Origin of the sequence: Eubacterium ramulus ATCC 29099 (genome assembly GCF_000469345.1) — a bacterium.
Taxonomy (GTDB): domain Bacteria; phylum Bacillota; class Clostridia; order Lachnospirales; family Lachnospiraceae; genus Eubacterium_I; species Eubacterium_I ramulus.
The window spans coordinates 103798-124942 of record NZ_KI271108.1; the positions used below are offsets into that span (position 1 = coordinate 103798).

Annotated in this window: 19 protein-coding genes and 1 riboswitch; of the genes, 13 read left to right on the forward strand and 6 right to left on the reverse strand. The window is 41.8% G+C overall.

All coding sequences use genetic code 11. The features are described 5' to 3' along the window. The first annotated feature begins 445 nt into the window (after positions 1–445). A complete protein-coding gene (locus HMPREF0373_RS05165) occupies positions 446–1534 on the forward strand; it encodes a PD-(D/E)XK nuclease family transposase (RefSeq protein ID WP_044962997.1) in 1089 nt (362 codons plus the stop codon). Between the two features lie 136 nt (positions 1535–1670). On the opposite strand, the gene HMPREF0373_RS05170 is transcribed toward HMPREF0373_RS05165, so the two are convergent. Beyond that, positions 1671–2927 carry a hypothetical protein gene (locus HMPREF0373_RS05170; protein ID WP_021738574.1) on the reverse strand — a complete coding sequence of 419 codons (1257 nt, stop codon included), beginning with the start codon at positions 2925–2927 and terminating at the stop codon, positions 1671–1673. Further along, positions 2924–3397 carry an RNA polymerase sigma factor gene (locus HMPREF0373_RS05175; RefSeq protein WP_021738575.1) on the reverse strand — a complete coding sequence of 158 codons (474 nt, stop codon included), beginning with the start codon at positions 3395–3397 and terminating at the stop codon, positions 2924–2926. Before HMPREF0373_RS05175 ends, HMPREF0373_RS05170 begins: the two co-directional genes overlap by 4 nt. A gap of 482 nt (positions 3398–3879) precedes the next feature. On the opposite strand from HMPREF0373_RS05175, the gene HMPREF0373_RS15985 reads away from it, so the two are divergent. Then, positions 3880–4677, forward strand: a complete 798-nt coding sequence (locus HMPREF0373_RS15985) for a GTP pyrophosphokinase (protein ID WP_022035044.1) — start codon at positions 3880–3882, stop codon at positions 4675–4677. Between the two features lie 147 nt (positions 4678–4824). Here the strand turns inward: HMPREF0373_RS15985 and HMPREF0373_RS05185 are convergent, their stop codons facing one another. Both HMPREF0373_RS05185 and HMPREF0373_RS05190 read right to left on the reverse strand, forming a co-directional pair. After that, positions 4825–5481, reverse strand: a complete 657-nt coding sequence (locus HMPREF0373_RS05185) for a 3-oxoacid CoA-transferase subunit B (RefSeq protein WP_021738578.1) — start codon at positions 5479–5481, stop codon at positions 4825–4827. Position 5482: 1 nt separating this feature from the next. Further along, complete coding sequence (locus HMPREF0373_RS05190; protein ID WP_021738579.1) at positions 5483–6160, reverse strand: CoA transferase subunit A; 678 nt, start codon at positions 6158–6160, stop codon at positions 5483–5485. Between the two features lie 255 nt (positions 6161–6415). Here HMPREF0373_RS05190 and HMPREF0373_RS05195 point away from each other — a divergent pair, with 255 nt between their 5' ends. Beyond that, positions 6416–7390: an aldolase catalytic domain-containing protein gene (locus tag HMPREF0373_RS05195; protein ID WP_021738580.1), complete on the forward strand. Its 975-nt coding sequence runs from the start codon at positions 6416–6418 to the stop codon at positions 7388–7390. Between the two features lie 349 nt (positions 7391–7739). Here the strand turns inward: HMPREF0373_RS05195 and HMPREF0373_RS05200 are convergent, their stop codons facing one another. Both HMPREF0373_RS05200 and HMPREF0373_RS05205 read right to left on the reverse strand, forming a co-directional pair. Continuing rightward, complete coding sequence (locus tag HMPREF0373_RS05200) at positions 7740–9080, reverse strand: MATE family efflux transporter (protein WP_021738581.1); 1341 nt, start codon at positions 9078–9080, stop codon at positions 7740–7742. Positions 9081–9096: 16 nt separating this feature from the next. Next, the gene (locus HMPREF0373_RS05205; protein WP_021738582.1) at positions 9097–9675 is read right to left on the reverse strand and encodes a Crp/Fnr family transcriptional regulator; all 579 of its coding nucleotides are present in this window, start codon (positions 9673–9675) and stop codon (positions 9097–9099) included. Positions 9676–9949: 274 nt separating this feature from the next. On the opposite strand from HMPREF0373_RS05205, the gene citF reads away from it, so the two are divergent. The 10 genes from citF to HMPREF0373_RS05255 all read left to right on the forward strand — a co-directional run bounded on the left by citF (position 9950) and on the right by HMPREF0373_RS05255 (position 21097). Next, the gene (gene citF / locus HMPREF0373_RS05210; RefSeq protein ID WP_021738583.1) at positions 9950–11518 is read left to right on the forward strand and encodes a citrate lyase subunit alpha; all 1569 of its coding nucleotides are present in this window, start codon (positions 9950–9952) and stop codon (positions 11516–11518) included. 88 nt (positions 11519–11606) lie between these two features. Further along, entirely contained in the window at positions 11607–12506 is a 900-nt protein-coding gene (locus HMPREF0373_RS05215) for an HpcH/HpaI aldolase/citrate lyase family protein (protein ID WP_022035045.1), read from the forward strand. A gap of 21 nt (positions 12507–12527) precedes the next feature. Further along, on the forward strand, positions 12528–13733 hold the full coding sequence (locus HMPREF0373_RS05220; RefSeq protein WP_021738585.1) for a M24 family metallopeptidase: 1206 nt from the start codon (positions 12528–12530) through the stop codon (positions 13731–13733). A gap of 81 nt (positions 13734–13814) precedes the next feature. Then, entirely contained in the window at positions 13815–14912 is a 1098-nt protein-coding gene (locus tag HMPREF0373_RS05225; RefSeq protein ID WP_021738586.1) for a TRAP transporter substrate-binding protein, read from the forward strand. A 26-nt stretch (positions 14913–14938) separates the two neighbouring features. Further along, the gene (locus HMPREF0373_RS05230; RefSeq protein ID WP_021738587.1) at positions 14939–15451 is read left to right on the forward strand and encodes a TRAP transporter small permease; all 513 of its coding nucleotides are present in this window, start codon (positions 14939–14941) and stop codon (positions 15449–15451) included. Next, entirely contained in the window at positions 15448–16743 is a 1296-nt protein-coding gene (locus HMPREF0373_RS05235; RefSeq protein ID WP_021738588.1) for a TRAP transporter large permease, read from the forward strand. Before HMPREF0373_RS05230 ends, HMPREF0373_RS05235 begins: the two co-directional genes overlap by 4 nt. A gap of 12 nt (positions 16744–16755) precedes the next feature. Continuing rightward, complete coding sequence (locus tag HMPREF0373_RS05240; RefSeq protein WP_021738589.1) at positions 16756–17739, forward strand: D-2-hydroxyacid dehydrogenase; 984 nt, start codon at positions 16756–16758, stop codon at positions 17737–17739. Between the two features lie 33 nt (positions 17740–17772). Continuing rightward, positions 17773–18714 (forward strand): 2-hydroxyacid dehydrogenase, encoded by a 942-nt coding sequence (locus tag HMPREF0373_RS05245; protein ID WP_021738590.1) that lies wholly within the window; start codon positions 17773–17775, stop codon positions 18712–18714. Between the two features lie 31 nt (positions 18715–18745). Next, positions 18746–19900 (forward strand): NAD(P)-dependent malic enzyme, encoded by a 1155-nt coding sequence (locus HMPREF0373_RS05250; protein ID WP_021738591.1) that lies wholly within the window; start codon positions 18746–18748, stop codon positions 19898–19900. A gap of 240 nt (positions 19901–20140) precedes the next feature. Further along, positions 20141–20352, forward strand: a riboswitch (cobalamin riboswitch). 139 nt (positions 20353–20491) lie between these two features. Then, a complete protein-coding gene (locus HMPREF0373_RS05255; RefSeq protein ID WP_022035047.1) occupies positions 20492–21097 on the forward strand; it encodes a TetR/AcrR family transcriptional regulator in 606 nt (201 codons plus the stop codon). Positions 21098–21145: the final 48 nt, after the last annotated feature.

Here is a 21145-nt window from a genome sequence, read left to right on the forward strand (position 1 = left end):
GAAGTACGGAACAATTCGTATGGCATCTTTTGCCCCTAACATTTTATAAATATAGACGAAAATGAGTAAAAAACAGGAGTGGAAAATCCGTAGATTTTCCGCTCCTGTTTTTTGCATGTCTTGAAAATAAAGGATTTGTGGGAAAAAATGCGTGTTGTGCAATTTGTATAGTGGAAGAAATGCGGAAAAATTTATGGTTGACGGTCAAGGGAAAGTGGTATATATTCATGCTATTGTTCTTCAAACAAATCTGATTCAGATAAAATTGCATAGTTATCAGAGGGGTGATAGCTTACGAGCAGTCTAAATATTGTTGCACCGATTCGGTAAATATCAAGAAAAACAGAGTGATACATTGTATTAGTCAAACTATGAAAATAGAAAAAGAAGAAAGCTAATGAAACTTGAAATATGTAAATATTTCGTATGGAGGAGGTTGTTTGTAATGACAAAAAAGTTACGAGATTATTTTCCTATGCTGCAGACCAGAGAAGCAATTTTGAAAGAGATTAACAATAACGAAAAGATGTGGAGTACGTTTTATTCGTGGGAAGAAGAACGGCAGGAGGAATTTCTTGATTTTTGCACTGGAGCGCGGGGAGTAAAAGTGATGTATGATTTTGTGAGTAAAGAGGTTTTGAATCCAGAGTCAATACCAGAGCGTATTGATGAGTTATTGTCTCTGTTATTAAAGCAGGAGGTTCATGTGATGGAAGTTTTACCAAATGATGGAACACGACTGGCAGATGAATCATCACTTGTTATTATGGATATTGTAGTGCAGCTTTCAGATGGAAGTATTGCAAATCTGGAAATTCAAAAGATTGGATATAAGTTTCCGGGAGAGAGAAGTGCCTGTTATTCAGCGGATTTGTTGTTACGACAATATAAGCGGGTAAGAAGTGAACGAAAGAAAAAATTCAGCTATAAAGATATCAAAGACGTATATACAATAGTGTTGTTTGAGAACAGTCCGGCAGAATTTAAGAAATTTCCAGATGTATATATTCACTCTTTCGGGCAAAAATCAGATTCGGGATTGGAATTTAATCTGCTGCAAAAATATGTATTTGTAGCGCTTGACAATTTTAAAAATATTCAGCACAATAAAGAAAATAAGTATCTGATAAACAGTCGACTTGATGCATGGATTGCGTTTTGTTGTATAGATGATCCGGAAATGATTATTGCGATTATTGAGCAGTATCCAGAGTTCAGAGCATACTATGAACAAATCTATGACATCTGTCGAAATATCGAAGGAGTGATGGAGATGTTTTCGAAAGAATTGCAGGAACTTGACCGGAATACTGTGCAGTTGATGATTGATGAGATGCAGGAGGATTTGAAACAAAAAGGAAAAGAACTGGATCTTATAAATCAGAAATTAGGTGAGAAGAATCAAGAATTGGATGAGAAGAATCAGGAATTGGATGAGAAGAATCAGGAACTGAATGAAAAAAATCAGGAATTACAGGCGGCTTTAGCGCGTATTCGTGAGCTTGAAGAGGAAAAGGAAAAAGCAAATCAATAAAGTGGAAAATGAAAGCAGAATAAGCAAAGCGACTGCGTTCATGAGCAAGTAGCAAAAGCGGATTGCGAATGTCCGCTTTACTTCAAAACAGAAAGCCGGCAATTGCTGGCTTTCTGAAAAACATGCTAAAACTATACTATTCATAATCCACCCGGAAGGATGCAAAGTCCAGATCAGTTTCGGTGCCATCCTCGAGATGGAGATATGGTGTGACTTCCAAAGCGGTGAAGTCCTGTGTTAATGCTGGAAGCAAAATATTCGTGTGGAAACAATAATTTCCGTCATCATCAACATAGGTACTTTCTCCGGAAGTGTTCCAATGATCATCTCCGGTGTCGTTTGAGTCAAAGTAGATGGAGGAGAAGGTCTCTGAATCTGTCTTTGTATCAAAGGTATTTCCATTGGAATCAGTAATGCGGCAGTAAATCCAGTTATGAATCGTATTACCGGAGATGATTTTATGGAACTTTTCATAGGAGGCTTTGTCCTGGCCAAAATTCCAGGTCAGACTGAGATAGGTTCCGGAAGCGGAAACTTTACTTTCTCCAACCGTTACCGTTGCACCGTTTTTGGAAGAAGCAGTGACGGAAGGTTTGATATTAGCATTACCGGAAATATCAAAACTGATGGTCTGCATATAGAAATATCCGGTCTTCGGATCTCTGGCGGTCGTCAGTGGAACCTGCACTTTGCATGTATCTGGAAGATTTACATCAGAAAGTTCTACCGTAGCATGGAATGCACCGCGTTTATATTGTGGGTCACATCCGTCACCATAGATACCATTGATGTTCCAGGTAGCCAGATAAACCGTATCATTGATGACAATACGATCAGGAAGAAACCAGTCTCCCAAGGTTTTGATACCATATGGGGTTGCTTCACCGTAGATGGAAAGTAATCCACCATCATAATAAGCATCCATAACATTCATATATTGATTTGGCTGTTTTTGGTACTCACTGTCATAATCATACATTTCCAGCATAACATCCGGCCAGGTATCAGAAAAAGTAGTAATAAGTCCGTTTTCTTCAGATACAATGGTAGCTGGTGATACGGAATCTGTGTTGTCGGAAATAGCAGGAGTTTCTTCTTCGGAAGAAGTTTCCGGAGCAGTGATACGTCCTGTTTCCTGCAAATACTGTTGTGATCTTGCCTGATACTGTTTTACTCCTGCATATGCGCCGGTAGTGCCTACGGCAGCGCAGACAATCACGGCAGCGGCAACTTTTGCAGGAAAATATTTTTTGCGTGCTCTGTGCTTTACAATAGATGCCTTGCTTAACTCTTTTGTTACCTGAGCTGCAACAAATTGTTTAAAATGTTCCGGTGTTTTTGGATAATTTTCTTTTTCATATTCAAACTCATTATATTTCGGATCATGGTTCATATGGCAGCCTCCTTTTCAAACATGGTTCGCAGTTGGATTTTTCCGCGATTTAACCGCATTTTTATCGCACTTTCACTCATTTCCAGAATATCAGCAATTTCCCGTATTTTAAATCCGTCAAAATAATACATGACCAGTGGCAGTCGGTAGGAGATATCCAGCTGCATCAGATTCTGATACAGATCGGAGTAATCCAGCTGTGCGGCTTCTTCAGTCAGTACACGTTCCTCATAAGCGACTTCCCTTTTACGTTTCCGCAGGATCATCTGACATTCATTGATCAGTATGCGTGAAAACCATGTTTTTGCATATTCTTTCTGTTTTAATGTGCAGATTTTGCTAAACCCTTTTACAATCGCAGACGACATGGCATCTTCACAATCAGCATCTTCTTTCAGAATTGCCTTTGCAATGCGATAAAAGTCATCTGTGAAAGCAATGATTAAATCCCCTAATTCTTGTTTTGTCATAACTTCCCTCGTTTATGTTTTCTTTTCCCTGTTCGATTGATCTCAATTGCTCCGACATTTTTGGAATCGTTGTAATGGATGATCGAAGCAGTTACTGTAAATAGTTTCTGTAATAGCTATTACACCCATTAGATGTAGTTTAGCATAAAAAAGTCACAATATTATCCAATAAGTTTTGAAAATGAATGAGAAGGAATATTTGTTACGATCGTTGTGTGTGAACTGCTGATGATGTTCTGAAATTTTACCAACAATTTACAAGAACCTGATTCTGGATTTTACCAGATGATCATATGCTGAAAATGTTGCAAAGAAGTATGCGAATATTGGGTAGAATTGTGGGAGTACAAAGTACGGAACAATTTGTATGGCATCTTTTGATTCCAACATCAATTAATGACAGGAAAAATATAAAAAAGTGGTCATAAATCAAACGATTGTGCATATATTATAGAGTGTGCAAAGAAAGGAGAGATGTATATTTGAAAGAAGAAAAGGTGAAAGAGATAAAACAAAACGCGGAAAGTTTAAAAAATGCAAATGGAGATACAGTAGTTAAGATAGCTGCTGAAATAAATAAGAATGAGAATACAACAGACCAGACAGAAAACGCAACAGATACGGTAGATAAACTGAACGGTAAAAAAGAGAAAGGTAAGAAAACCACAGAAGAGGATAGCACTCAGCTAGGTGCAGATCTGGTACTTTTGGATGAACCAAATCTGCGGAATGAATATCTGGATTGTATGAAATATCTGTTGACGCAGATTACAGATTTTGGATTTCAGCAGGAGGAAGAAATCGGACGGAGCATTATCAGTCATACAAAGTACCGATTAAAAGACCGGGAAAGTATCATTGCAAAAATGGTAAAAAAGAAGAGAGAACTCACAGAGGAAAATGTGTTTACATACATCAACGATCTGGCAGGAATTCGGGTAATTTGCCTGTTTCTCGATGATATTTATCGTGTGCGGGATTTTATTTACCAGATACCTGGGATTTCCATTGTGAAAGAAAAGGATTTTGTGAAAAAACCGAAAAACAGTGGCTATCAGAGTCTGCACGTAATCGTGCAGTTTACAGATGGAAAAAAAGTAGAAATTCAGCTGCGGACGATTGGAATGGATTTCTGGTCGGTGCTGGAATATCAGTTGCAGTATAAGAAACATCATAAAAAGGAAAAAGCGTTGAAAAAAGAACTGTTTTCCTGTGCCATTGATGTGCGGAATATGGATCAGCGAATGCTGGATCTGAGACAGTCAATTGAAAATGTATAAAAGGTGTGCCTTCCCGGAAAGCACACCTTTTTAAATAAAATATAAAATTGTTTTTTATTTTATTCAAGTCGAATATATGTGAGATTTGATGCATGATTCTGGTCAGCATAAGCTGATATATTCTTCTCAGAATCACTGCACGCTACATTACTCGATTGGTTTCAGATCATCAGCGATGATCAGTTTTGCTTCTGTAGCAGCCTGGATCTCTTCAACAGTGAATTCCGGGTTGTACTCTTTTAATACGATTCCTTCCGGAGTAACCTCCATAACACCCATCTCTGTAACGATCAGGTTTACCTGAGCTTCTGCTGTCAGCGGTAAAGTACACTCTTTTAAGATCTTTGGTGCACCTTTCTGTGTGTGCTCCATAGCAACGATAACTCGTTTAGCACCTACTACAAGGTCCATAGCGCCACCCATTCCAGGAACCATTTTTCCAGGAATGATCCAGTTTGCGATGTTACCTTTCTCATCTACCTGAAGAGAACCAAGGATTGTAGCATCTACATGTCCACCACGGATGATGGAGAAAGATGTAGCACTGTCAAAGAACATACCGTCTTTCTCGATACCAGCCGGCTGTCCGCCTGCATTTACGATGTATGCAGCATCCGGATCTTCCGGATCAACAGCTGCAAGACCGATGAATCCGTTCTCAGACTGTAATGTAAGTTTAACAGATGGATCAAGGTAATCCGGAACCATAGTAGGAAGTCCGATACCGAGATTTACAACATCACCATCATGTAATTCTTTTGCAACACGTTTCGCGATATATGGTTTGATTTCACTTCTTTCCATCTTATGCTTCCTCCTTTACAACTAAATAATCAACATAAATGTGTGGAGTTTCCACATAGTTTGGACCGATTTCGCCAGCCGGAACGATTTTCTCAACTTCGGCAATAACGATATCAGCTGCAGAAGCCATCATTGGGTTGAAGTTACGGGTAGATCCTTTGTAACGGATATTTCCGGATTCATCAGCAATATATCCCTGGATGATTGCAACATTACCGCGGATTGCTTTCTCGAGAAGGTACTCTTTACCATCTAATTCGATGACCTGTTTGCCTTCCAGAGTTGTCGGTGAAGTACTGTCAGCAACGATAGTACCGATACCTGTTGGTGTAAGGAAACCTGCAAGACCAGCTCCGCCTGCACGTACCTGCTCAGCAAGTGTACCCTGTGGCTGAAGTTTTAACTCAATTTCGCCTGCGTTGAATTTTGCAGCAACTTCTTTGTTCAGACCTACATGTGTAGCGATCAGTCTTTTGATCAGACCGTTGTGAAGTAAACGACCTGTTCCTTCATTCTCGAATCCTGCGTCGTTACATACAACAGTAAGGTCTTTTGCTGTTACTTCATTTACGATAGATTTTGCTGTTCCATTTGTCATGAATCCGCCGACTAATACAGTATCGCCATCTTTGATCAGTGCGGCAGCTTCTTTTGCAGAAATAACTTTTGTTCTAGCCATTTCTTTCCCTCCTATTAATTACATAATAATAATTTTGCTCTGTTGACAACGTCATACGTCCACATAGCCTGTTTCCATTATAACACCTTGCCCGGCAAAATCCAGAGATATTTCACAAAAAAAATGAAAAATATGTGAATTGTTTGTAAAAAAGTCAAATTAACGCTTTAAAGCGATAAAATATTTTTGTTGATTTTTGGTATAAAGTAGGATAAAATGACAGAAGTGATTTTGAAATAAAGGAGACAGAAGACAATGATGGAAATCAAAGGAAACATGATGTCAGTACGTGAAGATGTCCGTGTACTGGACGCAACGCTGCGTGATGGAGGTCTGGTGAATGATTTTTATTTTACGGATGACTTTGTGTACGATTTATATAAAGCAAATCTGGCGGCCGGTGTGGATTATATGGAGTTTGGATACCGTGCGGACAAAAAGCAGTTTGATGTAAATAAATTCGGAAAATGGAAATTCGCAGAGGATGAGGATATCCGTGCAATCGTTGGGGATAATGATACGGATATGAAGATTTCCATTATGGCGGATGTGGGACGCTGCGATTACAAACACAGTATCAGAGACCGTGCGGACAGCCCGGTAGATCTGATCCGTGTGGCTACTTATATCAACACGATGCCTGAGGCGATCGCAATGATCGAAGATGCAGCGGCGAAAGGTTATGAGACAACCTGCAACATTATGGCAATTTCCAAATGTCAGGAGCGTGATATCCAGACAGCATTGGAGATGCTGGCAAAATCTTCTGTCAAAGGTGTCTATGTGGTAGACAGTTATGGTTCCCTGTATCCGATCCAGATCCGAGAGATCACGGATATGTATCTGAAAGCGATGGCGGAGAGTGAAAAACTGGTGGGAATCCATGCACATAATAATCAGCAGTGTGCTTTTGCAAACACCATTGAGGCGCTGTCGATCGGTGCAAGTATGGTGGACGGAACCGTCATGGGAATGGGGCGTGGTGCAGGAAATAGTTCGCTGGAAGGTCTGCTTGGTTTCCTGAAAAATCCGAAATATGAGATCGCACCGGTTCTTTCTTTTATTGAGAAACATATGTTGAAGCTTATTGAGGATGGTGCAGTATGGGGCTATAATATCCCGTATCTGCTGACCGGTCTGACGGATCAGCATCCGAGAACTGCCATTGCAGCAACAAAAAATCATGATACAAAATATCTGGATTTTTATCATATGCTGCTGGATGACTGATATAGAAAAGTAGAAAAATCTGAAAAAACGTTAGTATTTATCTCAGTCGAGAAGACTCCCACTTCTGCAAGTGGTGAGTAATAACAAGTCTTTCTCAGTGGGAGTACAATCTCCAACTGAGATAAACGCTCCGCGGGGATGTGCAGTGATTCTGAGAAGAATATGTCAGCTTTCGCTGACCAGATTCACGCACCAAGTCTCACGTGCGTTCGACTTGAATGGATTGTAATGCAAGAGAAACGTAGGAATATAAAAGCTGTGAGAGTGGATAACACATTTCTCACAGCTTTTTTGGAACCAATGATGTTGCTAAGAGCTCCCATTTTTGATATGGGAAGTCTTAATAATGTTAATGTAACGATTGGTCTGCTATATGCAACTTTTTATAGTAGAGAAATCCTGTTAAATCGGCCAGAATCCATCCGATCGGAATTGCCCACCAGATAGCAGTGATACCCAGCGGAGTCGTTGGTGCCAGAGCATAGGCCAGAGCCACCCGGGTGCCTAGTGACACGATGGTGAGCACCAGTGACATGGCAGGGCGTTCAATGGCACGATAAAGTCCATACAGCAGAAACAGACAGCCGATTCCCCAGTAAAAAGTGCCTTCAATGTGCAGATAATGGACACCTTCTGCGATGATGGATGTTTCATCTGCATCCACAAAAATCTGCATCAGCGGGCGGGCAAAAATCCAGATGATGGCAGAAATGACAATGCAGAAAGTAATGGATACCTGAACGGCGGTGTGAATTCCAACTCTAACCCGATCCTGGTGTTTTGCACCATGATTTTGTGAGATAAACAGCGAAAATGCATTGCCGAATTCCTGTACCGGCATATAAGCCAGTGTGTCGATTTTTACCGCAGCGGCAAAGGCGGCCATAATAGCAGTACCGAAACTGTTTACCAGTCCCTGGATCATTAAAATTCCAAAGTTCATAACGGATTGCTGCAGGCAGGTAAAAAATGCATAACGGCTTACTTCAGAAAGTGTACTTTTTTGAAAAATACGCTGTTCTTTTGACGGAAACAGCTGTGGGTTTTTCCAGAGTACAGCAATCGTAATACCGATGCCGGATACCGCCTGGGCAATTACCGTGGCACCTGCCGCACCTCCTACACCGAAATGCAGTCCGATGACAAACCAGAGATCCAGTGCAATGTTTAAAAGACTGGAGATTGCAAGAAAAATCAGTGGAAGGACGGAATTTCCCACCGCCCGCAGGACAAATGCAAAGTAATTGTACAAAAACGTAAAGCCAATGCCAAGGAATATAATGCGGGAATATGTCCGCATCAGACGGTAAATGTCTGCCGGAGTCTGCAGGAGATTCAGAATGCCGTCTGTGCCGGGAAATACGATCAGGTACATAATGACGGTCACCAGCAGGATCAGCCAGAAGGAGATCCACATGCATTCTTTCATTTTGTTCTGATGACCAGCACCATAATGCATGGAAAACAACGCGCCGCATCCCATGCAGAGCCCGATCATGACGGAAGTCAGAAATGTCATCAGTGTGTAAGTGCTGCCAACGGCAGCCAGGGCGCCGGAACCGAGCACACGACCGACGATAATTGTATCTGTAATATTATAAATCTGCTGCAGCAGGTTTCCGAGCATCATCGGGAGCGCAAACAGCAGAAGTGTTTTTAGGATAGGTCCTTTTGTTAAATCTTTTTCCATATCTTAAATGTTTTTCTCAGTGATCTTTTTCTGAATTATAAAAATTAGGATTGTTCAGAACCCGCGTCACCTGCACTCTGGAGCATCCGATCAGTTCCGCCATCTGCTGGTGTGTGAGTTCACTGTTATAGTAAGTGCGGACACGTCCCTCACAGTCATCCAGGGCGACCGTAGCCAGCTGAAGTACATTTGTATGAGTTTTTCCGGCCAGCATGCTGACATACTGGCGCATCAATCCAAGTTCTAACACTCTGTTAAAAAATACTTCAATGTTGCACTTATGTACAACAGTATTATTCTTTAGTGCGATACAGGTCAGACCGCATGGGTCACCGTATAGCGCTTCAATTTCTCCTACAATACTGTCCGGATAGTGAAATGCGACGACCTGTTTATGTCCCTGTTCATTCGTAATAAAGACTTCAACCATTCCCTGCGAAACCCAGAAAACATCGGTTAATATCTGCTCGGTGGCATAGATACATTCGTTTTTCTTTAATGTAATCGTAGGGCAGTCAGCAAACAGCTTTTCCATATTTTCCTTTGCAAAAAAATTTCTCATGTTTGTGATGTTAAATGATTGTTCTTTTCCCATATTTCCCTCTTATACCAGGATAAATATCGTCTGTTATTTTATCAGATAAACCGATATTTATCGTCCAATTTTGTGCGTAAAATCATGTCTCTATTTATAAATATAGCACAACGTAAAACGAATGAAAACTAAAAAATAATGGTCATAATGTATAAAAAAATGTATCGGGTGATACAGAAATTGGAACATGTAACCTATGATACAGAAAAATAAATATACGGATGGTATCATCGAGACATCAAGTGAGTGATAGTAACCGGGAGGAGGGATATAGATGATAAATGCAGTCGGGCGTGAAATCCCGGATGAAATACTTCGAAAGATGAAGAAACCAGTTTTTACAGGAGCCTATTCCCAAAAAAAAGATGTGGTAATAAGAACAACTGCAAAAAGCAGATGTGCTGCAATTGAAAAAGGCAAACCAGCTGAATCAAAACTGCTTGTTTCTATCGAAGATGTAATTGAAAAAACAGGAATTAAAGATGGTATGACAATTTCTTTTCACCATCATATGAGAAATGGTGATGAGGTTGTGAATCTGGTCATGGAAGCTATTGCTAAAAAAGGGATTAAGGATATACATATCGCGGCATCGGGATTGTTTCAATGTCATGAGCCACTGGTGAAACTAATGGAAGAGGATGTGGTGACCGGAATCACCGTAAGTACTATTTCACCAGGGCCTCTGGCAAAGGCGATTACAAATGGAAAACTGAAACATCCGGCTGTGTTTATGAGTCATGGCGGAAGACCAAGAGCAATCGAGGCAGGAGAATTACATATTGATGTAGCATTTATATCAGCACCCTGCTGTGATGCATATGGCAACATGAATGGTGCATACGGAAAATCAGCCTGTGGAGTTTTATCTTATGCATATGCGGATGCACAGTATGCGGATCAGGTGGTCGCTGTGACGGATAATCTGGTGGAATTTCCAGCGTGCCCCATTGAGATATCACAGGAAAAAGTTGATTACGTGGTACAGGTAGAAAGTATCGGAAATCCGGAAGGAATATCTTTCGGACCAACCAAGCCGACCACGGATCCGGAAAATCTCAAAATCGCGGATATGACAGCTCAGCTTTTAAATGAGACAGGATATATTAAAAATGGAATGTCGATGCAGACCGGAGCCGGAGGGACTTCGATTGCAGTAGCAGCCGCAGTGGGACAGATTATGAAAGAAAAGAAGATCAGAGGATCTTTTGCATCCGGCGGAATTACTTCTTATTTTGTTGAAATGTTAAAAGAAGATTTGTTTCAGGGGCTGCTGGATGTACAGTGTTTTGATTCTGTGGCCATTGAATCCTGCCGGGATAATCCGAGGCATATGCCCATGAGCGCTTCACAATATGCCAATCCAAATACAAAGGGCTGTCTGGTAAACCAACTTGATATCATGATCCTTGGAGCGACAGAAATTGATGTGGATTTTAATGTCAATGTTGTAACCGGATCAAATGGAGTGATTTTAAGCTCTTCCGGTGGAAACAATGACTGTGCAGCCGGTGCAAAGATTGCAGTGGTTGTCACAAACCTGGTGAAACGGGATATGTGTATTCTGCGGGAACGGGTGACAACGGTGGTGACACCGGGAGAAACCGTAGATGTACTGGTGACAGAATATGGTATCGCAGTTAATCCAAACCGTACAGATCTGATGAAGCTGCTGAAACATTCTCAACTTCCGGTTATGAATATTCATGAACTGAAGGCTATTGGAGATCAGAAAGCAACAAAAATCGTAAAACCGCAATTTACAGATAAAATTGTAGGAATTGTAGAATATCGGGATGGTTCCGTTATTGATGTGGTGAAAAAACCCATACAGGAGTTTTAAAAATTTTAAGCAGAATGTCAGCAATGATGATGTATATATCTGACAATAAAAACTATAACAATAAAACATGAACTTGGGAGGAAGCAAAATGGCAGTGAGAAGAACAGACTTATATTTACCGGCAAATTCAGAAAAATTTATCCTGAAGGCACCAACACTCGGGGCAGATGTCATCACATTGGATATGGAAGATGCAGTACCACCGGCAGAGAAAGAGACGGCCAGAAAAATGGTACGTCAGCATATCAAAGCAATGAGTGTTCATGGGTCTGAGGCATGGGTAAGAATCAATGCATGGGATACAGGACTTACTATGGATGACCTGAATGCAGTTGTGATCGATGGACTGGATGGCATCACACTTCCGAAATGCTCAGGTGCAGATGATGTAAAACGTCTGGACTTTATCGTAACAGATCTGGAGGAAAAAAGAGGACTTCCGGTTGGAAAAATCAAACTGGCAATTCTCATTGAGACAGCCATCGGTGTTATGAATGTAGATGAAGCAGTATTTGCCAGCGACCGTCTTGTAGCCGTTATCTTTGGTGCCGTAGATTATACAAGAGATATGCGTGTAACAAGAACGGATACAGCAGAGGAGCAGATTTATGCGCGTGCAAAAATCGGTGTGGCAGCCAGAGCAGCAGGTCTGGTAGCAGAAGATGCACCGTTCCCATCCTACAAAGATGACGCAGCATTTGAATACAACACAAAGACCGGAGCACAGCTTGGCTTTGAAGGCAGACAGATCATTCATCCGAGCCAGATCCCGATCGCAGAGCGTGTATATTCTCCGGATCCGGAACGTGTAGCATGGGCGAGAAAAGTAACAAAAGCGTTTGAGGAAGAAGGAATCGCAAAAGGATCAGCATCCGTTCCGGTAGACGGACAGATGGTAGATACTCCGGTTTACATCAATGCGAAAAACGTTCTTGAGCGGGCAGAAGAAGTAATGAAAAAAGATGCACTGAAAGCAAGCCTGAAGTAGGGTCAGAAGGAGGAAGAACAGATGGAATGGGTAACAGGGGTTCCGGAAGAATTTAAGACAAGAATTCGTTTCCCGATGAGCGACCGGGAGATGAAGCGCCGCTGGTCCACAGTGCAGACTGTTATGCAGGAGCAGGGAATTGATGTGCTGATAGCACAGAATGCAGATCAGTATCTGGGCGGATATTTCAGGTATTTTACAGATCTGCCGACAGAACAGGCATATCCGATGAGTGTTTTGTTCCCGGCTAAAGGAGAGATGACGACAATTACAAGCTCTTCACCGTATAATCCACTGCCACCGGCATGGTTCCGGCGTGGAATCGGGAACAGACTTGGTGCACCGTATTTCAGAACTTTCCGTTATACAGATCTGTATGATGCGAAACTGATGGAGGCATATATCTGTGATCATAAATGTAAGACTGTCGGACTGATCGCACCCTCTTTGCTGAATTATAAACTGGTAAATTATCTCAAAACGGCGTTGCCGGATGTGACATTTATTGATGCGACAGAGTTGATCGATGAAATTAAGGCGGTAAAGAGTGAAGATGAGATCCAGGCAATCCGAAGAACGGTAGCTCTGCATGATCAGGTACTGCAGATGGTGCCGGGTATTCTGCATCCGGGTATGTATGAATATGATCTGAGAGCAGAAGTAAACAAATTCCTGATCAGCAAAGGAAGTGAGGAAAATCTGGTTATGATGGGTTCCGCACCGCAGGGAACACCGACACCGAAATTACACAGTTTTTATCAGAACCGTCGTATCGAAGATGGCGATGATCTGGTATTTATGATAGAAGCAAACGGTGGTGGCGGTTATTATGCAGAAATTGTAAGGGGGTTCTGTATCGGACATCAGCCATCCAAGGAACTTCAGTATGCGTGGGATCTGTCCAGAGAACTGCAGGATTTTACAGCAGAACTGGTAAAGCCTGGTTCCGATTGTGCAGAAATGCTGGAAATTTATAACAATAAACTGGTTTCCTATGGATTACAACCAGAGACACGATTGTTTGCACATGGACAGGGCTATGATCTGGTGGAGAGACCGGCTTTCTTCAAGGGTGAGACAATGAAAGTTAAAGAAAATATGTTCTTTGCGATCCATCCTGAAATCAATACCGGAAAAGCATTTGGTAATTATTGTGATCAGTATCTGGTCACAAAAGACGGTGCAGTCAGAGTAGAGACAACACCGCGACAGATTTATGTGATATAAAAACAAAACGTACTACAAGAGAATTTAATTTAGTATCAGAAAATATTGAGGGTACATTTATACTAGAGAAGGAGAAAAATCATGAAAAAAAGAGTCGTAAGCATGTTATTGATCGGTTGTCTGGGAGCTGCTTTGCTGGTGGGATGCGGAAATGAGAAAACAGATGCAAACGCAGGCGGAGATACTAATGCATCTGTTGGGACAGAAGCAAAAGCAGATACATCCGGAAAAGATTTTGGAGAATATTCTGCAGATCATCCGTTGGAGTTAAAATTAAGCCATTTCGCAGCCAGTGAAGAAAATCAGCTGGCAATTCTGGCAAATACATTTGCAGATTATGTATCGCAGGAATCCGGTGGAGCCGTAAAAGTAACCGTATATGGTGGGGGAACACTCGGTAATGATCAGGAATCACTGGACTCTGTTATTGCGGGAACACTGGATTGTGCAGTAAATAATACACCGATCATGAGCGGATATGACGCCGGATTATCTGTACTGGATCTTCCATACCTGTTTGAAAATTACGATGATATTTACACATTCCTGGATTCTGATGTATGTCAGGAAATGCTGGATGCTTTCTCATCTACGGGTGCAAAAATTCTGAATCTGCAATGTGTAGGTTTCCGTAACCTGGAATCCTCCAAAGGTTTTGTAGAGAAACCATCTGATCTGAAAGGGTTAAAAGTTCGTGTAACAGGTTCTGATGTATATATCAATACGTGGAACACATGGGGTGCAAGTGCACAGACGATGCCAGGTAACGAAGTATTGACCGCATTACAGCAGGGAACCATTGATGCCTGTGATAATGTAAATAACGTGTGTATTGCGGACGGTTATCAGCAGTATGCAAAATATATTTCTGTGATGGAGTATGCAACACACTTTAACGGCATTACAATGAACGAGAAAAAATTTGAATCTCTGACACCGGAGCTTCAGGATGTAATCACAAAGGCTGCAAAAAAAGCGGCACTTGATTGTACAAAGAAACTTGAAACGAAAAATGCTGAGCAGCTGGAAGAGATGGTTGCAGGTGGTGCAGAGAAGACAGATAACGTGGACAAAGCGGCATTCAAAGAAGCGGCACAGAGTGTTTATGATAAGTTCCTTTCCAACAATGAGCAGGGTGCAAAATACTATGAGGCAATCACAGCATTAACAGCAAAATAGGACTGTCAGAAGTGAGAGGTGTAATTATGCAGGTTTTGCAAAAAATTAACAAGTATATTTCACAGATCCTGAAAGTTGCTTTGATCGCGTGTTTTACTTACATGACAGTAGTGCTGTCACTGCAGGTATTCGGACGTTATCTGTTCCATAAAGGTTTTTCGTGGACAGAAGAAACTGCACGTTACATCATGATATGGGCCGTCTTTCTCGGTGCGGCCTATATCGCACTTAATCTGGAACATGTGAAAGTTTCCATTATTGAGGATCTGATGAAAAAACAGAAACATAAACAGATTCTGGAACTGGTACAGCATATTGCAGGATTTATATTTGTAGTAATCGTATTAAAATATGGATTTATGCAGATGACAATTGCAAAGTTATCAAAATCAGCAAATACGGGACTCAGCATGATGTTTCCATATCTGGTATTTCCGGTGGCCTTTGCATTGTTAAGTTATGCGTATTTTTATCGGGCATTGGATGATATTGTGAAACTGACAAAGAAAGATCAGACGGAAGGAGGAGAGGGACAGTGACCGGACATATAATTATTTTTCTGATTGTAGCCATTGTGCTGCTGCTGATCGGTGTACCGGTGGCAGCAACTCTGGGACTTTCATCCATTCTGTTTTTTGTATTGGAAGGCATTCCGGCCATGACCGTTGTTCAGCGCCTGTTCTCCGGATGCGATGTGGCAGCACTGATGTGTATTCCATTTTTTATTCTGGCAGGAGATCTGATGGCCAAAGGCGGTATTGCAAAGCGTCTGGTAAATGTATGTAATATGGCAATCGGTAATGTGACCGGCGGACTTGCTCTTGTAACCATCGTAGTATGTGCAATCTTTGCGGCAATGACCGGATCCGCAATGGCTTGTTGTGTAACCATCGGTGCCATTATGCTTCCTTACATGCTGGAAGCCGGTTACAGCAGAGAGTTTTCTACTGCTGTATTTTCCGCAGGCGCGGTTTTAGGACCGATCATTCCGCCATCGACGGCAATGATTATTTACGCAGTAAATACAAACGTATCTCTGACAGATCTGTATCTGATGGGAGTTCCGGCAGGAATCTATATGGCAATCGGACTTGGTATCGTGGCATGGTTTGTCTGCAGGAAAAACGGCTGGAAAGGTGTGGGGCGTGGAGAAAACGGTTCCCAGGAAAAATTTCATCTCGGTGCGTTTTTGAAAGCATTGTTAAAAGCAATTCCGGCTATCGGTTCCCCGGTTATCATTCTGGGCTCCATTTATTCCGGAATCTGTACACCGACAGAATCAGCTGTACTGGCTGTGTTATACTCATTGATCATCGGAATCTTTGTATATAAAGAAATCAGTATTAAAGATATCCCACAGATTTTATTTAACTCCGCAAAAGGAACCGCAAATATCATGTTTATTGTAGCCGGTGCAGCTTTATTTGCTTTCGTCGTATCTTATGCACAGCTGCCACAGATGCTGGTACATGGTCTGCTTGGTATTTCCGATAATAAATATGTCATTTTGTTTATTATTCTGGTAATCTTACTGATCATGGGATGCATTATGGATGCAACACCGATTCTTCTGATTACGATTCCGATGTTTCTTCCGGTGATCCAGCAGCTTGGAATCAGTACACTGCAGTTTGGTATTGTGATGTGTACCGCAGTTTGTATTGGATTTGTAACGCCGCCATTTGGTACCTGCCTGTTTACCGGAATGTCCGTATCCGGAGTATCCATGCAGAAGCTGGTAAAAGCAATTTTACCATTTATTATATCCATGCTGGTGGTATTGTTGTTAATTACATTTATACCACAACTTACACTATGGATTGCAAAATAAGGGGAGAAAGTCATGGCAGATGTATTGGTAATGTATAAAAAAAGTGATATGATCCCGATGGTGGTAACAGAAAAACATATAGAGGAGATTGAAAAATGTATTTCTGGTAAGGTATACTGGTGTGGAAGTGAGGAGGAAGCACTGGAGAAAGGATACGATGCAGAGATACTGTTTATATGGGGTGGCAGCGGGAAAATGCCGGAGACATACTGTAAACAGTCCAAAAGGCTGAAATGGATCAATTCTTTTTCAGCTGGTGTGAATCCGATCATGGATGGTTCTATCAGTGAACTTCCGGTGAGACTGACAAATGCAAAAGGTATTCATGGAAAAACGATGGCTCTGACAACTGCAGGCTATATGATCAGCTTTATGAGAAACTCATCCGAGCTGTATCGCAGACAGTTAAAACATGTATGGGATAAGAAATTTGAATGCCAGCCGTTAGAAGCAGAGGGAATGACTGTGGGAATCATCGGAGCCGGTGCAATCGGATGTGAAGTGGCACGGTTATCTAAGGCTCTGGGAATGACGGTGCTTGGGGTAAAGCGCCGCGTGACACCGCTGGAATATTTTGATGAGGTATATTCTGATGATGATTTGGACAAGGTATTGCCGTTATGCGATTTTGTGGTGATTGTAACACCGTTGACCGATGCGACGAGACACATGTTCAACATGGATAAGTTCCGTATAATGAAAAAGACAGCAGTGGTGATCAATATCGCCAGGGGACCGGTTGTAAAGGAAGATGATCTGATTCGGGCTCTTCAGACTGGTGAAATCGGCGGCGCAGCACTGGATGCAGTAGAGGAAGAACCATTGAGCAGCGACAGTCCGTTGTGGGATATGGATAATGTGATTATCACACCGCATTGTGCAGCAGACAGCAAGTTATATATTGACAGAGCCATTGCCCAGTTCTGTGAAAACCTGAAATTGTATGAGGCAGGAAAACCGCTGTTGAACGAAATTGATATGAAGCAGAGATATTAGGCAGAAGAAAAGCCGGAAAGCGAGAAAAGTGATATGAAATTAGTAATTATTGAGCCTCTTGGAGTGGAGAAAGACAAACTTTTGTCTATAGCCCGGAATGCATTAAAGGATTCTGTGGAGATTATTTATTACGATACAAAAACAACAGATACACAGGAACTGATAGAACGCGGAAAAGATGCGGAGATTATCGTGGTAGCAAATAATCCCCTGAATGCGGAAGTTATCAATGGATGTAAAAAATTAAAATTATTATCGGTTGCATTTACCGGTATCGATCATATTGCCATGGATGCATGCAAGGCAAATGGTGTCATTGTATGCAACTGTGCAGGATATTCCACTGCAGCAGTTTCGGATCTTGTATTTGGCATGTTGATTATGTTTTACCGTAATTTGGCGGCCTGTGATGCTGCAACCAGACGGGAAGGTACGAAAGACGGTCTGATCGGCTGTGAACTGGAGGGCAAGAAGTTCGGTGTTGTAGGAACCGGCGCTATTGGAATGAACGTAGCAAGAATTGCGGCAGCTTTTGGCTGTGAGGTGCTTGCGTACAGCCGGACAAAGAAGGAGATGGACAATGTCCGCTATGTGTCACTGGATGAGCTGATGGCAGAGAGTGATATCATCTCCTTACATGTGCCGTCAAATGCAGAGACAAAAGGTCTGATCAGTGCAGAGAAGATTGCCCTGATGAAACCCAATGCTGTACTGATCAATACAGCGAGAGGACCGGTTCTCGACAGTCAGGCACTGGCAGATGCATTAAATAATGACAAGATTGCAGGCGCTTGCATTGATGTGTTTGAGACAGAACCGCCAATTGCAAAGACACATCCGCTTGTGAATGCAAAACATACCATTTTGACACCACATGTGGCTTTTGCAAGTAAGGAAGCTATGGTGAAACGGGCAATAATTGTATTTGACAATGTAGTGAAATATTTGAATGGAACACCGCAGAATATAATGTAGGATTGCTGGTGGTAAAAAAAGGAACACAGATATGACGATCAATGAAAAAGCACTCAAATTACATGAAGAGTGGAAAGGAAAACTAGAAATCAGTTCAAAAACCCCGGTAAAGACACGGGAAGATTTAGCAATTGCATATACACCGGGTGTAGCAGAACCTTGTAAAAAAATAGCAGAAAATGAAGAGGAAGTATACCGCTATACGATGAAAGGCAATACGATCGCAGTTGTATCAGATGGAAGTGCGGTGCTCGGTCTTGGAAATATCGGTGCAAAAGCAGCTATGCCGGTAATGGAAGGAAAAGCAGTATTGTTTAAAGAATTTGGTGGTGTAAATGCGATTCCAATCTGTCTGGATACACAGGATACAGAGGAAATCATCCGTATTGTAAAAGCACTTTCACCGGGATTTGGCGGTATCAATCTGGAAGATATTTCCGCACCGCGTTGTTTTGAAATTGAGGAACGACTGAAACAGGAACTGGACATTCCGGTATTTCATGACGATCAGCACGGAACAGCGATTGTGGTGCTGGCAGGTATCATTAATGCGCTAAAGGTGGTCGGAAAACAGAAAGAGAAGTGTAAAATTGTTGTAAACGGAGCAGGTTCAGCAGGTATTGCCATTACAAAATTGCTGTTGCTCTATGGTTTTCCAGAGATCACCATGTGTGATATTAACGGTATAATCAACAGCCATTCTGCGAATCTGAACTGGATGCAGAAAGAAATGCAGAAGGTGACGAATCTGGAAGATAGGACGGGTACACTGGCAGATGCACTGAAAGGCGCGGATATCTTTGTCGGTGTATCAGCACCAAACATTGTGACCGCAGAAATGGTTGCAGGTATGAACAAAGATGCCATTCTTTTTGCCATGGCAAATCCGGTACCGGAAATTATGCCGGATGTGGCAAAAGCGGCAGGTGCAAGAGTTGTTGGAACGGGACGAAGTGATTTCCCGAATCAGGTAAACAATGTGGTGGTTTTTCCAGGGATCTTTAAAGGTGCATTGGAAAGCCGGGCCACAAAGATCACAGATGAGATGAAGCTGATTGCAGCGAATGCGGTGGCAGGACTTGTGGCAGAGGAAGATCTTTCCGAGGATAATATTTTGCCGGAAGCTTTCGATGAGCGTGTGGCAGAAGCTGTCAGTGCTGCTGTAAAAGCTTGTGTAAAACATTGATTACAGTAAAATAAGTGAAAACTTTCAAACCCTCTCCAAAATAAAATTAAAAAGAAGCTACTCTGAATATATCATCAACTATCATGTCAGGGTGGCTTCTTTGTGTATTTTGGAAAAACATCAGATGTAACAGTAACCAATCGGAAACTTTTTTTCAACCATGGATTGACTTTTTATGAGCTATTCTGTATACTATAAGCATCTGAATAGAACATTTAAGTGTCATGTATTTTGTATTGATACAGAACTGTGGGTATGAGTCAGTTCAAAGCAATGAAGCGGAAATACGTGAAGAATAGTGAATCCGGTCAGAATCCGGAACGGTACCGCCACTGTATGCATGGAGGCGCTGCATGAGACGAAAGTCAGTCATTGGGAACAATCCTGAGAAGGCAATGCAGAGACGCTGTTGATATGTAAGTCAGGAGACCTGCTTAAATGGAAATGCTTATTCATTTTCGGAATTGGAATGAATGGGTTTAGTATGTATGTTTTGCAGAAAATCGGCTGCGGCAGTCTGAAATGGCTTGCCGCAGTTTTTATTTGCAAAATTCAATTCCTGGAGAAGAATTTTTAGTCAGGAGGGCAAGTATGAAACGAAACGAAAAACCAATGAAAGAACGAATACTGGAAGAAGCGTTACAGCTTTTTTCACAGAATGGGTACACCGGAACCTCAATGAATGACATTGCAGCAAAATTAGGAGTGACAAAAGCTGCATTGTACAAACATTATAAGAGTAAACAGGAAATTCTGGACAGCATTGTCGAGAAAGCATCCGAGTATGGTCTGCCGGAGGAACAACAGGGTGAGGATTTTCTAAGTGAAAGACAGGTATCTTATGATGATATCAAGACATATACGAAGGAACAATTTTCTTATTGGACCAGCGAAGAATTCCCAAGTTGTTTCCGGAGAGTGCTGACGCTGGAGCAGTACCGCGATCCGCGGATGGCAAATCTCTATCAGAGATATCTGGCAAAAGGGCCGGTGTCTTATATGGAGCCGATTTTTGAGCAGCTGACCAAAGACAGCCAGAAGGCACGACAACTTGTACTGGACTTTTACGGGCCGATTTTTCTGCTTTACAGTATTTATGACGGAGCAGAGGAGAAGGAGAGTGTGGTGGATATTCTGGATCGTCATGTGGACAGTTTTTCCCAGATATTTCAGCAGAAAGCAACCGCAGTAAAATAACGTGCGACGGATCTGGTTTGTATAAGCAGCAGATTCGTTTGACTTGAA